13 protein-coding genes are annotated in these 14194 nt (G+C 71.3%); 6 read left to right on the forward strand and 7 right to left on the reverse strand.

Going from position 1 to position 14194, the window contains the following annotated elements:
* Positions 1–118: 118 nt before the first annotated feature.
* Positions 119–1261 carry an NAD(P)/FAD-dependent oxidoreductase gene (locus DMC61_RS01685; RefSeq protein WP_125686260.1) on the reverse strand — a complete coding sequence of 381 codons (1143 nt, stop codon included), beginning with the start codon at positions 1259–1261 and terminating at the stop codon, positions 119–121.
* Between the two features lie 70 nt (positions 1262–1331).
* On the opposite strand from DMC61_RS01685, the gene DMC61_RS01690 reads away from it, so the two are divergent.
* On the forward strand, positions 1332–2012 hold the full coding sequence (locus tag DMC61_RS01690) for a TetR/AcrR family transcriptional regulator (protein WP_125686262.1): 681 nt from the start codon (positions 1332–1334) through the stop codon (positions 2010–2012).
* Here DMC61_RS01690 and DMC61_RS01695 read toward each other — a convergent pair.
* Positions 2004–2885 carry an aminoglycoside phosphotransferase family protein gene (locus DMC61_RS01695; RefSeq protein WP_125686264.1) on the reverse strand — a complete coding sequence of 294 codons (882 nt, stop codon included), beginning with the start codon at positions 2883–2885 and terminating at the stop codon, positions 2004–2006. The two genes, DMC61_RS01690 and DMC61_RS01695, sit on opposite strands and share 9 nt — an antisense overlap.
* 65 nt (positions 2886–2950) lie before the next feature.
* On the opposite strand from DMC61_RS01695, the gene DMC61_RS01700 reads away from it, so the two are divergent.
* On the forward strand, positions 2951–4126 hold the full coding sequence (locus DMC61_RS01700) for a serine hydrolase (protein WP_125686266.1): 1176 nt from the start codon (positions 2951–2953) through the stop codon (positions 4124–4126).
* Positions 4127–4130: 4 nt separating this feature from the next.
* On the opposite strand, the gene DMC61_RS01705 is transcribed toward DMC61_RS01700, so the two are convergent.
* The gene (locus DMC61_RS01705; RefSeq protein WP_125686268.1) at positions 4131–5084 is read right to left on the reverse strand and encodes a YafY family protein; all 954 of its coding nucleotides are present in this window, start codon (positions 5082–5084) and stop codon (positions 4131–4133) included.
* A gap of 86 nt (positions 5085–5170) precedes the next feature.
* On the opposite strand from DMC61_RS01705, the gene DMC61_RS01710 reads away from it, so the two are divergent.
* The gene (locus tag DMC61_RS01710; protein WP_125686270.1) at positions 5171–5542 is read left to right on the forward strand and encodes a VOC family protein; all 372 of its coding nucleotides are present in this window, start codon (positions 5171–5173) and stop codon (positions 5540–5542) included.
* Here the strand turns inward: DMC61_RS01710 and DMC61_RS01715 are convergent.
* Entirely contained in the window at positions 5518–5979 is a 462-nt protein-coding gene (locus DMC61_RS01715; RefSeq protein ID WP_125686272.1) for a MarR family winged helix-turn-helix transcriptional regulator, read from the reverse strand. The two genes, DMC61_RS01710 and DMC61_RS01715, sit on opposite strands and share 25 nt — an antisense overlap.
* Positions 5980–6041: 62 nt before the next feature.
* Here DMC61_RS01715 and DMC61_RS01720 point away from each other — a divergent pair, with 62 nt between their 5' ends.
* Entirely contained in the window at positions 6042–6206 is a 165-nt protein-coding gene (locus DMC61_RS01720; RefSeq protein ID WP_370456381.1) for a hypothetical protein, read from the forward strand.
* A gap of 60 nt (positions 6207–6266) precedes the next feature.
* Positions 6267–7037 carry a dioxygenase gene (locus DMC61_RS01725; RefSeq protein ID WP_125686274.1) on the forward strand — a complete coding sequence of 257 codons (771 nt, stop codon included), beginning with the start codon at positions 6267–6269 and terminating at the stop codon, positions 7035–7037.
* Here DMC61_RS01725 and DMC61_RS01730 read toward each other — a convergent pair.
* On the reverse strand, positions 7034–8200 hold the full coding sequence (locus tag DMC61_RS01730) for an MFS transporter (protein ID WP_125686276.1): 1167 nt from the start codon (positions 8198–8200) through the stop codon (positions 7034–7036). The two genes, DMC61_RS01725 and DMC61_RS01730, sit on opposite strands and share 4 nt — an antisense overlap.
* Before the next feature lie 90 nt (positions 8201–8290).
* Between DMC61_RS01730 and DMC61_RS01735 the strand changes: the two genes are divergently transcribed.
* On the forward strand, positions 8291–9481 hold the full coding sequence (locus tag DMC61_RS01735; RefSeq protein WP_125686278.1) for an ROK family transcriptional regulator: 1191 nt from the start codon (positions 8291–8293) through the stop codon (positions 9479–9481).
* 74 nt (positions 9482–9555) lie between these two features.
* Here the strand turns inward: DMC61_RS01735 and DMC61_RS01740 are convergent, their stop codons facing one another.
* Both DMC61_RS01740 and DMC61_RS01745 read right to left on the reverse strand, forming a co-directional pair.
* Entirely contained in the window at positions 9556–12771 is a 3216-nt protein-coding gene (locus DMC61_RS01740; protein WP_125686280.1) for a PE-PGRS family protein, read from the reverse strand.
* A 194-nt stretch (positions 12772–12965) separates the two neighbouring features.
* Positions 12966–13973: a hypothetical protein gene (locus DMC61_RS01745; protein WP_125686281.1), complete on the reverse strand. Its 1008-nt coding sequence runs from the start codon at positions 13971–13973 to the stop codon at positions 12966–12968.
* Between the last annotated feature and the right edge of the window lie 221 nt (positions 13974–14194).

Here is a 14194-nt window from a genome sequence, read left to right on the forward strand (position 1 = left end):
TGCTCGGCGCTGGCCATCTCCTCGGGATGGGTGCTCAGCCGGTGGTAGAGCGGGTTCTCCGCAGGCCCTGCGTGGCGAACGGGCTCGGCATCTCGGCTCCTGCGGGCTATGAACGAAATCAGTTTTCGTTCTTAGCACCTTGGTCTCGATCTTGCTGGAAGAACGCGAGCATTTTCCGGGAAGCGTCCGGTGCCGTCAGGAGTTCGTGGACCCGCTCGGACATCCGGGCGGCGGCGCTCGTGCGGTCGAACATCTCGCGTTCGTACTCCTTGACGGCGGCGGGGAAGTCGTCCGGCCGCCCGGCCAGCGCGAGCCCGAGCAGGGCGCCGTCGAGTAGGGCCATGTTGGCGCCTTCGCCCACCGCCGGCATCAGATGCGCGGCATCGCCGATCAAGGTGACGTCCGGCGCCGATGGCCAGGTCAGGCCCACCGGGAGGGCGGCGACCGACCGCGGCACGACCACGTCGTCGCAGGCCTCGATCAGTGAAATGAACCGCGCGTCCCAGCCGTCGAGCCGCCCGATCAGCCACTTCCGGGCGGCGGCCGGATCGTCGAGCGGCATCCCGCTGGTGGCGAACCAGTCCTCGGCGGTGTTGTAGAAGCTGAGGCCGACGCGAACGGTGCCGTCGCCGTTGCGCTGCGCCGCGAGGGATTTCCCGTCGCCGAGCACCCAGTAGGTGCCGCGCCCGACCATCGCCGCGAGGCCGGGATGGGTGCGGTCGATGTCGGGGATGCGGAGTTCCACCAGGTTGTGGCCGAGATGCGCCGGACGGGCGTCGGTGAGCAAGGCACGCACGCGCGAGTTGGCGCCATCGGCACCGACCAGGAGGTCGTACGTCGCGCTGCGCCCATTCGCGAAGCGCAAGACGCCGTCACCGGCGGATTCGAACGCGTGCCCCCAACGCACCGTGTGCTCGGGGAGCGAATCCAGCAGCAGGTCACGCAGATCGGCCCGGTCGACCTCGGGGCGCTCGAAAGGCGCGTCGTCCGGCGTGTCCTCCTGCAGCAGCAGGGTGCCGTCCGGTTCCAGAAGCCGCATGTCCTGGCCTTCGCCGCGGGCGATGGCGGAGAACCGGTCGCTCAGGCCCGCTTCGCGCAGCGCCCGCTGCCCGGTGTCGGCATGGATGTCGAGCATGCCGCCCTGGCCGCGGGCGTCGCGTGACGACTCCCGCTCGTACACGACGGCCTCGACGCCGTGGACGTGCAGGACGCGGGCGAGGGCCAGGCCGCCGAGGCCCGCTCCGACGATGGCGATGGGCATGGTTCACACCTCTCGATACAGTGTATTGGTCAATACACTGTATCGATCGATGCGTTGTATTGTCACCGCCATGGTGGTGTGGGAGCGGCCGGAGCCGCCGGAACGGCCCGCTCTGGCCCCGTTGAGCCGGGAGCTGATCGTGGGGGCGGCGATCCGGCTCGCCGACGCGGACGGCCTGGACGCGGTGTCCCTGCGCAAGATCGCGACCGCACTGGACGTCGGCCCGATGCGGCTGTACGGCTACATCGAGAACAAGGAGGAGCTGCTCGACCTGATGGTCGACGCCGCCCACGCCGAGATCCGACCTACCGGGGCCGGCTGGCGGGAGGTGCTGCGGTCGCTCGCCGACGCGATGCGCCGCGCCGTCCACCGGCACGAATGGCTCGCCGACCTCCTGGGCGGCAGGCCCCAGCTGGGCCCGCACGCGCTGGCCACCGCCGAGGCCGTGATGGCGGCGCTGGGCGACGTCGGCGTGGATTCCGCGATGCCGGTGGTCTCGGCGGTCAACGCGTACACGATCGGCGCGGTCCGCCGGGAGATCGCCGAACGACGCGCGGAACGGGCCACCGGGCTGGACGAGCAGCGGTGGCAGGCCACGCTCGGGCCCTATCTGACGCGCGCGTTCGCCGGCGGCAATCTCCCCGCGCTGGCCACGGTCGTCCGCGACGCCGTCCACCTCGACGCCGACGAGACCTTCCGGATGGGCCTCGATTTCCTCCTCGACGGCATCGAGGCCCGCGTCTCAGGCTGACGCGCGTTCGAGGGCGGCCCTGGCTGCCGGCTCCCAGGTCGGCTTTCCGCCGGGGCGACCGAGCCTGCCGTTGCGACCGATGCCGATCAGGTGCAGCGCGCGCAGGACCGCCCAGCCACGGGCCCGCGCGATGGTGGCCTCGTCCGCGACCGCGTAGGCGTCGAAGAACCGGCTCGCCGTGCCTTCGGGCAGCAGGAGCCAAGCAGCCGACAGGTCGGTCGCGGGATCGCCCGCGCACAGGTCGCCGAAATCGATCACCCCGGCGAGTGTTCCGTCCCGCACGATCACGTTCGCGGCATGAAGGTCGCCGTGCAGCCAGATCGGCGACCCGTCCCACGCGGGCGCCGCGAGGGCCTTGTCCCAGATCTCCCGTGCGGAGTCGGTGTTCGCGTCACCCTCGATGAACTCCAGCCCCTGGTCGAAACCGTCGCGCAGTTCGGCGAGCGGGATGCCGCGCGTCGGGCTGACCGGGGCATCCGCGGGTGCCTCCTGATGCAGTGCCGCGAGAAAGCCCGCGAGTGTCCCGGCGGCATCCGGACGGGTGATCGGCGCACGATCCGAAGGCTCGCCCTCGACCCAGCGCGTGACCGTCCAGGTGTGCTCGAACAGGGCCGAAGGCTCGCCGATCCGGACCGGTACGGGAGTGGGCAGCGGCAGGCGCCCGGCCAGCACGGGAAGCCATTTCTGCTCGCCGCGCAACAACTCCGGCGCGCGGTCGGTGCGTGGCAGGCGCACGGCCAGCTCCGGTCCGAGCCGCCACTGCTGGTTGTCCCAGCCGCCTTCGACGTCGCGGAGTTCGAGCTCCGCGAGATCCGGATGCTGTTCCCGCAGCAGGGCGCGCACCAAGTCCTGCTCGAACCTGAATTCGTCCATGATCGAGACTCCCATGTCAGCGCCGTGACCGTCCCGTGTCAGCGCGGCCCGCGAACGTGGTCGCCATGACCAAGACACTGAAGACCTTCCGCCGCATCGGTCTCACCGCGTTGGCCGCCGCGCTGCTGGCGGGCGTCACCGCGCCCGTCGCCTCCGCCGGCCAGGACCGCCCGGAACTGCGGCAGGCAGCCCAGGAATTCGTCGACGCGGGCTTCGGCGGGATGCAGCTGCGCGTCCGTGACGAGCGGGGCGAGTGGACCGGCAGCGCCGGGGTGCGCGAGCTGGGCGGGACCGCGAAGCCGCCGGCCAACGGCCACTTCCGCGTCGGCAGCACGACGAAGAACTTCACCGCGACGCTGGTGCTGCAACTGGTGGCCGAGGGCCGGATCGGCCTCGACACCCCGGTCGCCGGTCTCCTCCCGCGGTTCGGGCTCGACCCGCGGATCACCGTGCGGATGCTGCTGCAGCACACCAGCGGGCTGTTCAACCACACCGGCCAGTACCACCCGGACGGCACGGTCACGCCGGGGATCCCGTGGGCCGGACAGGAATGGGTGGACAAGCGTTTCCACACCTACCAGCCGGAGGAGCTGGTGCGGCTGGCCGTGTCCAAGCCCGCGGTGTTCGCACCGGGAGCGGGCTGGAGCTACTCCAACACCAACTACGTGGTGGCCAGGCTGCTGGTCGAGAAGCTCACCGGCCGTCCCTTCGCCGACGAGCTGGACCGGCGGATCCTGCGGCCGCTCAAGCTGCGTGACACCGTTTCGCCGGGGGCGTGGGCCGGGATGCCCAAGCCGTACGCCCACGCCTACTACCGCTACGAAGACGCCGGCCAGTGGAAGACGATCGACGTCACCCACCAGAACCCGTCGTGGATCTCCAGCGCGGGCGACATGATCTCGACGACCAAGGATCTCCAGACGTACTTCTCCGCCCTGCAGAGCGGAAAGCTCCTCCCGCCCCGGCTGCTGGCCGAGATGCGCGAGACGCACCCCGGCAGCGAAAGCCTTTACGGTTTCTACGGTCTCGGGCAGTTCACCCAGGACTTGGGTCCGGGCTGCGGCACCGTCCTCAACCACAACGGCGGCGTCAACGGCTACGGCTCGCTGATGTACAGCTCGCCCGACGGCAGCAAGACGCTGACCGCGTCGATCACCGGCGGGGACTCCGCGAAGGACCCGCTGCCGTCGTATCCGGCGGCGCTGGACAAGCTCGTCCGGACGGTGTTCTGCGGCAAGTGAGCGGTCAGCGCGCCCGCTCGGCCAGCCGGGCCGCCAGCGCGCCGACCAGACCGCGGAGCTCGGCCGGCCGTTCGATGTCGAACGGCCGGTCGAGCGCGGCGAGCAGCGGCGGGATCCAGTCCAGCCGCTGCGACCGGATGCGGGCACGCACCCGGTCGCCGTCGGTTTCGAGGGTGGCCACCGACGGCGGGAAGACGGCGCGGATCTCCTCAGGCGTCGCCTGGATCCGCACGGAGACGTCGTGCCGGTACGGCGTCTCGGCCAGCGCGGTCAGCACCCGCTCGGCCGGATCGAAACCGTCCGGCGCCTCGAAGGTCCCGGCCCGCGTCTCGGCCGACCGGATCCGGTCGACACGGAAGGTGCGCGCCTCGCCGCTGGCCGAGTCGAAGCCGGTCAGATACCACCGCCCGGAGTGCGCCACGACGCCGTAGGGATGGACGACGCGTTCGCTCGCACCGCCGTGACCGGCGAGATACGCGAGCCCGACCGGCCGCCGGTCCCGCGCCGCCTCCGCGACGGTGAGCAGGACTTCGGCCTCGGCCGACAGGGCTTTCCGGGCCGGAGCGGTGAAGTCGGCGGTCTCCAGCAGCGCGGCCAACCGGCGGCCCAGCGCTTCGGGAAGCACCCGCCGGACCTTCGCGACCGCGCTCTCGACGGCCGCGGCCGACGTGGTGATCAGTCCCGCCCGCCGTCCCGCGACCAGGCCGAGCAGGACGGCCAGCGCCTCCTCGTCGGTGAGCGTCAGCGGCGGCATCCGGTAGCCGGGGGCCAGCCGGTAGCCGCCGTACCGGCCGCGCACCGAGCGGACCGGGATGTCCAGGTCGACGAGGTGTTCGGCGTAGCGGCGGACGGTGCGCTCGTCCACATCCAGCCGCTCGGCGAGCTCCGCGACGGTGCGGGTGCCGCCGCTCTGCAGGATCTCCAGCAGGGCGAGCACACGGGCGATGGGCCTGGTCACAGGCCGGAGAATACCGGGCGGATTCTGCCCGGTATTGCTCCTAGCGTGGCCGGTGTCCCGCTTTCCGGCACCCGAAAGGATCCATCGTGCAGTTCGTTTCCGTCCGTGTGATCACCCACGACGTCGCCCGCCTCGCCGGTTTCTACGAGCAGGCGACCGGCCTCGACGCGCGGTGGCGCTCCGAGCAGTTCGCCGAACTCGTCGGCCCGTCGTGCACCTTGGCGATCGGCAGCGCCGAGACGATGCGGTTGTTCGGCGCGGGCGCCGCCGTGCCCGAAGCGAACCGGACCGCGATCCTCGAATTCCGCGTCGAGGACGTCGACCGCGAGTACGAACGACTGGCGGATCTGGCCGAGATCGTGCAGGAGCCGACCACGATGCCGTGGGGCAACCGGTCGCTGCTGTTCCGCGACCCCGACGGCAACCTGGTCAACTACTTCACGCCGAACGCCTCGTAGTTCCGGACGAACGCCGTCAGCAGCCGCGCGAAGTCGCGACGGTCGTCGTCCGGCCAGTCCGCCATCGCCTCGGCGAACACCGAGCGGCGGAATTCGTGCATCCGCGTCACTTCGGCGCGCCCCGTTTCGGTGAGCACGAGCACGGCGCGGCGGCCGCCGCGCTGACCGGCTTCGCGCCGGAGGAAACCACCCTCGACCGCGCGGGCGACCAGGCGGCTCGCCCGCGGCTGGTCGATGGTCAACGCCGCCGCGAGGCTGGTGACGGTGCCCGGTTCGCCGCTCTCTTCGGCCGCTTCGACGGCATCGAGGAGCCCCTGTATCGCCTGGTCCGGCATCGTTTCGGCGCGGTCGCGGGCGAGTTTCGACAGCGATCGCCTCGCCTGGCTTCGCCGGATGGCGATCATCGCGCGTTCCACGTCGGCCACGGCGTCCGTCATTGCCCGTCCTCACCAAGTGCATGCATTTTTACATGTAGTTGTCGTCTGCCTGAGGAGTATCCATGAAGCCCATCGGATTCTGGTTCGCCCACCTTCACCAGGCCCTCGAATCTTCACTGGACCGCGTCCTCGCCGCCGAGTCACTGACCCGGCGCCACTGGCAGGTCCTGAACACGGGAGGGTCGCTCGACGAGGTACGCATGGCGGCGAACCTCGCCCGGGAATAAGGCGGAGGCCGTTGGCGTCGTCTATCCTGGTAGTTGAAAGTTCAAACACCTGGAGCTGACATGACGCCGGTGCTCTATCTCAGCCACGGCGCGCCGCCGCTCGCCGACGACGCCACCTGGACCAGCCAGCTCGCCGGCTGGTCGGCGGACCTCGAGAAGCCGAAGGCGATCCTCGTCGTCTCGGCGCACTGGGAAGAGGCGCCGCTGACCCTCGGCGCCACCACCACGGTGCCGCTGGTCTACGACTTCTGGGGCTTCCCGGATCGCTACTACCAGGTGGAATACGCCGCGCCCGGCGCTCCCGCACTGGCGGACAAGGTGCGCAAACTCCTGCGCTCGTCCCAGACTCCGGTCCACGACGCGCCCGACCGCGGCCTCGATCACGGCGCGTACGTCCCGCTCGTGGAGATGTACCCCGACGCCGACATCCCGGTGCTGCAGGTGTCGATGCCGTCGCTGGACCCGCGGGAGCTGTTCGACCTCGGCCGGAAGCTCGCGCCGTTGCGCGACGAAGGCGTGCTGATCATCGGCAGCGGCTTCTTCACCCACAACCTGAGCGCGCTGCGCGAGACCGACGGCACCGACGGCGCCCCGCCGTCGTGGTCGAGCGAATTCGACCACTGGGGTGCGGAAACCCTGCGCGAGGGCGACCTCGACGCGTTGCTGGACTTCCAGCACAAGGCCCCCGCCGCGGCCATCGCGCACCCCAGGATCGAACACTTCGCGCCGCTGTTCGTCTCGCTCGGCGCGAGCTCTTCGGAAGGAAAAGGCGAGACCGTGATCGACGGTTACTGGCACGGCCTCGCCAAGCGTTCCCTCCAGTTCGGCTAGCGGGAGCGCAGGACGCCGGCGCCCGCCACCAAACCGAGCGCCAGCAGCGTGACCACCGCGAAGGAGATCGTCAGCGACGTCAGATCGGCGATCCCGCCGATGAGCGACGGCGCGACGAGACCCGACGAATAGGTGATGGTCGCGACGCCCGCGATCGACTGGCTCGGCGTCGGCCCGCTGCGTCCTGCCGCCGCGAAGGCGAGCGGGACGACGACGGAGACGCCGAGCCCGATCAGGGCGAAACCGGCCATCGCCATCACCGGATGGACGGCGAAGACGACCAGGAGACCACCCGCGGTCGCGAACACCCCGCCCGCGCGGACGGTGTTGACCGAGCCGAACCGCCGCACCAGCGCGTCACCCGAGAGGCGCGCGACCGCCATCGTGCAGGTGAACGCGGTGGTCGACGCGGCCGCGATCCCCGGCGAGGTGCCGAGCACGTCACGCAGGTAGACGGCGGACCAGTCGAGGCTCGCCCCCTCGGCGAAGACGGCGCAGAACGCGACGGCACCGATGATGACGGCCGATTTCGGCGGCAACGCGAACCTCGGCGGCGGGTTCTCGTCCGGCGCGCTCCGGACGTCGAAAACGCCCTGACAGATGAGCACGCCGGCGACGGTGAGCACGGCCGACGCGATCACGAAGTGGATCCGGGCGTCCAATCCGGCGTGCGCGGCGAGCGTGCCCGCGGCGGAGCCGACGAGCGCGCCCGTGGTCCACATGCCGTGCAGCCCCGACATGACCGACTTGCCCATCTTCTCCTCGACGTCGACGCCGAGGGCGTTCATCAGCACGTCCGACGTGCCCGCCGCGGTGCCCATGACGAACAGCGCGAGACACAGGGTGACGAGGTTTCCCGCCAGGGACGGGAGGATCAGCGCCAGCGTCCAGTAAGCGAGCAGCAGCCGGAGCCCAAGCCTGCCGCCGAGCCGGTGCCCGATCCGCGCGGCGAGCGGCATGGTGAGCGAGGCACCGATGGCGGGGAAGGCGAGCGCGAGGCCGAGCTGGCCCGCGCTGATCCCCGCGTGTTCCTGGATCCAGGGGATCCGGGTGGCGAAACTGCCGGTCACCGCGCCGTGCACGGCGAAGACGGCGGCGATGGCGACCCGCGCCTGCCGTACCCGCCGCGTCGGCCCGCCGACGGTTTCCATTGTGTTGGTCACTGGGCCCCCAAGGTCCATGAGACGACTCGACGGCGTCAGCGTAAACTATCAGGAAGGGAACCTGATAATTAATTCTGGGAGGATCTGCCGGTGAGTGTCATCCGGACGCCGTCCGCCTCCCCGAGCACGGCGCGCGCCATCAACGACCGCCTCGCCCTCGACCTGCTCCACCGCGAGGGCTCGCTGACGGCCGCCCAGCTCAAGACGTTGACCGGGCTTTCCCGGCCGACGGTCGCGGACCTCGTCGAGCGCCTGCAGGACGCGGGCCTGATCGAAATCGTCGGCGAGGCGGGCGCGGACCGCCGGGGCCCGAACGCGAAGCTGTACGGCATCGTCGCCGAACGCGCGTACCTCGCCGGGCTCGACGTCCGCACCCACGGCATCGCCGTTTCGGTCGCCGACCTGCTGGGCCGGACCCGCGCGGAGGCGTCGCTGCCGTTCGACCTGGACGTCGACACCGACGAGGCCGTGGAGCGGGCGATCGCCCTGCTGAAGACCACCACCGCCGAAGCGGGCGCGTCCGCGTTGCACACGATCGCCGTCGGCGCGCCCGGCCTGGTCGACCCGGCGACCGGCGGGCTGCGGCACGCCGGGGGATTGCCCGCGTGGCACGGGAAACTCGTCGACGAACTCCGGCGGCGGCTGGGTGTCCCGGTGTTGCTGGAGAACGAGGTCAACCTCGCGGCCGCCGCCGAACAGCGCCTCGGCGCCGCCCGCGACCGGGACACCTTCGTCCTGCTGTGGCTGGGCTTCGGGGTCGGCGCGGCCGTCGTCCTCGATGGTTCGCTGCGGCGGGGCGCGTCGGGCGGCGCGGGCGAGATCGGGTTCCTGCCGATGCTGGGCCCCGGTCGGCTCCCGACCGCGACCGACTGCGACGGCGGCTTCCACACGCTGGCGGGCAGCGCCGCGCTCTGCGAACTGGCCCGCGCGCACGGCATCCCGGCGTCGCCGGCGGACGCCGCGGCCGCGGCCGAAGCGGCCATCGGGTACGCGATCGACTCGAACGCCGAGGACTTCCTGGAGATCGTCGCGGAGCGGATCGCGATCGGCGCCGCCGCGGTCACCGCGGTACTGGACCCGGGCTGTCTCGTCCTCGGCGGGGAGATCGGGCGGGCCGGCGGCGACGCGCTGGCGGCACGGGTGAGCCGGCGGCTCTCGGAGATCTCACCGCTGCGGACCGAGGTGCGGGCGGGGACCGTCGGCGGGGGCGCGGTGCTCGAAGGCGCGGTGCTGACCGCGATGGGCGCCGCGCAGGACGCGCTTTTCACCCCGAGGGGCTGAACACGCAAAGCGGGCCCGGGAGTGTCTCCCGGGCCCGCTTCGGTTCATTCAGTGGCGCTAGCCGACTGGCAGGTTCACATGGTGTGGAACTTCTTGCCGGTCAGGGTGCCGATGAAGCGCTGGAACATGCTCAGCGGCGACGAGTCGACGCCCGCCAGAGCCGGGACCTGCGCGGTCGGCATCGCCGGGGTGCTGTTCACCGCGGGCAGGGTGCCCGTGGTGGGCAGCTGCACCGGCAGCGCACCGGCGGTGGGCAGCGCACCCGCGGTGGGCAGGTTGCCCGCGGCCGGGAGCTGCACCGGCAGCTTGCCCGTGGTGGGCAGGCCGCTGGTCAGCGCCGGGAGGGTCGGCAGCTGCGCGACCTTGGGGGCGTCCGCACGAGCGGCGTCACCGGGCAGACCCGGGGTCTTCGGCAGGGCCGGGACACCGGGCAGGGCCGGGGTGCCGGGCAGCTCGGGCAGGTCCGACTTCGGCAGCTGGGCCGGGATGGTCTGCAGCTGCTTCAGCGCGGTCAGGCCGGCCACCTGCACCGGGAGGGTCGCCACCTGGGGACCGTCGGCGCGGGCGCCACCGATCGCCGGGGTGGTCGGCAGGGCGCCGGCACCGTTCAGCGACGGCACCGCGGGGGCACCGAACGGCAGCGCGGGCAGCGCGTCGATCGGCATCTCCGAACCGACCGAGTCGGTGAAGGCGCGGGTGAACTCCTCCTCGTTGATCACGGTGGAGTCGGTCGAGTTCTCGTCCGCGATCGCCAGGATCGGGATCTCGAGCTCGTTCAGCGGGATCACGAAGACCAGCGGGTGGTGGAAGTTGAAGCCCGAGAGGGCCGATCCGCTGCCGTCGGTGATGCTGTCGCCACCGGCCTGGCCGGTGATCATGCTGTCGGCTTCGGTCTCGGACACGGCACCCGCCACCGCGATGGCGTTGCCGAACACCTCGGGGTCGACCGCGGCCGGGATGTCGAGGATGTTGCCCGAGAGCGATCCGTCGAGACCGGAGGTCTCCACGTCGCCACCCGAAAGGGCGTCGACGGTGTTGGCACCCTCGGCGTCGGCCAGGCCGGCCGCCGCGACCGCGTCGTGGGTGACCGGCACGATCGGCAGCGCCTGCGCGCCGATGATGTTGCCCGAAACCGCGCCCTCGTCACCGGTGGTGGTGGCGTCGCCGCCCGCCTCCGAAAGGACGTCGCTGACGCTGTCGCCCTCGGCGATGCCCGCGCCGGCGATGCCGTGCCCGGTCACCGGGACCGCGCCACCGATCGGCGTCTGGACGATGTTGCCCGCCAGCGCGCCTTCTTCACCGTTCGCGGTGGCGTCGCCGCCCGCGTTCGAGTCGGTGAGGTTGGTGCCCGTGCCCGAGGCGATCCCGCCGAGCACCGCGGCGAAGTTGTGCGCCTGGACCGGCAGGGAGACCGGGCCGTAGACCAGGTTGCCCGAGCCCGCGCCACCGTCACCGGTCGCGTGGACGTCGCCACCCGCGTTGGAGGTGGTGTCACCGTCGGCGCCGCCGTGGCCCTGGCCGATGAACGCGCCACCGATCCCGAACGCCTGCACCGGCAGCGAAACCGGCACGGTGCCCAGGTTGGAGCTGAGGAAGCCGTTGTCGTCGGCGGTGTTCCCGCCGCCGCCACCGGAGACGACCTTGGTCTCCTCGGCCGAGGCGGTGCTCTGCCCGATGAACGAGCCACCGACGCCGAAGACCTCGGCCGGAACGGCGGCCGGGACCTGGACGATGTTGCCCGAGCCGGACGAGTCGTTGCCCGTGGTGCCGTCGTACGCACCCGCGGTCACGGTCTTCGTCTCGGACGCCTCGGCGGTCGCCTGTCCGATGTGCGAGCCGGCGACGCCGAACACCTCGGGGGCCAGCGCGGCCTGGGTGTTGACGACGTTGCCCGCCAGGGTGGAGTCGTCACCCGTGGTGTGGGTGCCGTTCCCGGCGTTCGCGTCGACGGTGTTCTCGCACGAAGCGACGTTGGCGCTGCCGATGTAGGTGCCCGCGATGCAGGTCACCTCGACGGGAGCGGCCACGGCCGGGTCGACGATGTTGCCGCCACCCGCGGAGCCTTCGCCCTCGCTGCTGATGAACCCACCGGCGTCGACGGTGCTGGACTGGCTGGTCCCGCCTTCCGTGCCGGTGTTCGCGAGGCCGATCCAGCTGGCGGCCACGCCGCCGACGTTCGCGACGTCCGCGGTCTGCGGCACGATCGCGTTACCCGCGACGGCCGAGTCCTCGCCGGAGGTCTGCACGTAGCTGGGGACGTTGCTCCAGCCGGGGGTGGTGTCACCGGCGGTGGCGTCCGCGGAGGAGCTGCTGTTGGAGTTCGCGAGCGAGCCCCACGCGGCGGCCGCGTTGTCGTTCACCTTCACCGGGAGGGCGATCGGCACCGCGCCGACGTTGCCGCCGAGGGCGGAGTCGTCACCGTCGGTCTCGATCCAGCCGCCGGAGGTGGCTTCGGTCTCGGCCTCGTAGCCGGAGCTGTTGGCGTTGCCGATGATCCAGGAGGCGGCGTTGCCGGTGACCTGGACCGGGGTGGCGAACTGGCCGGCCACCACGTTGCCGGACAGGGCGGAGCCCTCGCCGTCGGTGGTGATGTTGCCGGTCTCGGTGGTGCTCTGGCTGGCGGAACCGCCGACCACGCGGCCGGTGCCGCCGGCGAGCCCGCCGCCGTTGCCGGCGATCTGCACGGGCAGCGCCCAGTCGAGGGACACGACGTTCCCGGCGAGGCTGGAGTCCTCACCGGTGGTCTCGATGTCCTGGTTGTGCGCCCAGGTCTGGTCGTGCGTGCCACCCTCGACCTCGGCGTCGCCGATCACGCCGATGGCGTTGTCGACGATCTGGATCGGGACGACGACGTCACCGACGACCTTGTTGCCCTTGAGGATGTCGTCCGTGGTGGTGAACCCACCGCCGGTCGGGCCGCCGGTGATCTGGCGGGCCGAGTCCTTCGCGGCCAGCGGGGCCGGGACCGCGGTGTTCTTGCCGGAGAGGCCTCCGGCAATGCCGTCGGTGCTGCCGCCGGGCGACGAAGCCGAGTCCAGCGCGTCCGAGACGGGCTTGGTGACGGCCTTGGTGCTGATCTCACCCTTGTAGCCGGGGAGGTCGGCCTGGCCGAGGGGCGTGCCAACGGCGTTGTTGTCGATCTCGACCGGAACGGTGACGTTCGCGTCGAGCGGGGAGGCCGGGGTGTCGGGGTTGACCTGTTCGTCAGCCGAAGCGATGCCGGTACCCAGCATCAACAGCCCACCCGTGACCAACGCGGTCTGGAGTCCGCGCTTTGCCCAGGATTGCATGGGGTTGTTCTCCTTCATTTCGGGTTCCCTTTCGGGTCTGAGGAGGTGCCTTCGAACAGGCACCAGAGGGGGGTGGAGCGAGTGCGGGCGCGACAAAGCGCACCGCCGTTTCGCGGGGGATCAGGAGCGGACGCGAAGCCAAGCCCGGAATCGGGAGGCGTGAGGCGCGTCGGCTACCCCGCGGAGGGAGGTGTTCAGTCGGGAGTGACGCCGGGCTGCGAGCCCGGGGTGAGCGGCATGTACCGCGTGCCTGCCAGCGCGTAGCCGGTCAGGGAACGCTCGACGGCGGCGGCGACCCAGGCGGGAACGCCGTGGGTCAGGCCGTCGAGGTGACCACCGGGGGCGGAGCCGCCGGGGACAGTCGGGAAGGAAGGCGCGGCGGGAAGCGGCGCCGGGGTGATCGGACGCGGGAGGTCACCACGGTGACCGTCACGCGACGGGACGTCCTCGACCTGGTCGAAGGCATCGTGCGACTGCACGAAGGCCGGCATCGGGAGGACGGTCTCGGCGGAAGCCGGGAACTGCGTCGTCGCCAGCTGCGCGAAGTCGGTGACCTGCTCGCCGGCACCGGCGGTGTCCAGCGGGGAGCCGGGGTTCACCGGGGAGTCGCCGACCGGGAGTTCCGGGACGAGGGTGCCGTGTCCGTTCGGGTCCAGGAGGTCCCAGACGTCGCGGCCGAAGTCGGGCGACGGGGCGAAGGTCTCGTCCAGCACCTGACGGGTGTCCTGCGGCTTGCGGACGATGTGCTCGACGGCGCCGAGGGTCCGCTTGACCGGGGTGACCACCGAGTTGTCGGCGAAGTCGGTGACCGCGTCGCTGACGCGGGTGGAGACCTCGTGCCGGTCGGCGCGGAGGTCGCCGCAGTGGCGCTTCGCGGGAGCGGACGCGTTCTCGCCCGGCATCGACCACGTGGTGGCGTCCTGGTGGGCTTCGCCGCACATCGCTCCGGCGACGTCGCCGGCGAACTTCGAGGCGCCACCGGAAACATCGGTCAGACCGGCCGCGGTGGCGTCGGTGACCGGGGTGACGCTGGTTTCGGGAGCGGAGACCACCGGGGCGATGTCCGCGGAGGCGGAAGCCCCGGAAACGGCCCACGCCGCGGCGGAACCGGCGACGGCACCACCGAGCACGAACAGCGCACGCGAAGCGAGACGGCCGAAGCGCACAGCGCCCCGCCTCTCGTTCTTCGCCGCGTTCGTCACTCGGTCTCCTGTCGCTTCGGTTCGTGGTTGCGGGACCGAGGTAAGCAAAGTGCGGAAGGCTTGCGCGAGTTTGAAAGGCCTTGATGGCACGATCGTGTGAAGAACACACGGTGTAGCCCGAAATCACGATCGGTGATCAAGCCTGGCGGAGCCCGGTTACTCCGGAGTCGATCGACGGGCGATGTGTCAAGCGTCGCATCGGGCGAATTCGCCTCTCGCGC

Source organism: Amycolatopsis sp. WAC 04169 (assembly GCF_003947535.1).
GTDB classification, from domain to species: Bacteria; Actinomycetota; Actinomycetes; order Mycobacteriales; family Pseudonocardiaceae; genus Amycolatopsis; species Amycolatopsis keratiniphila.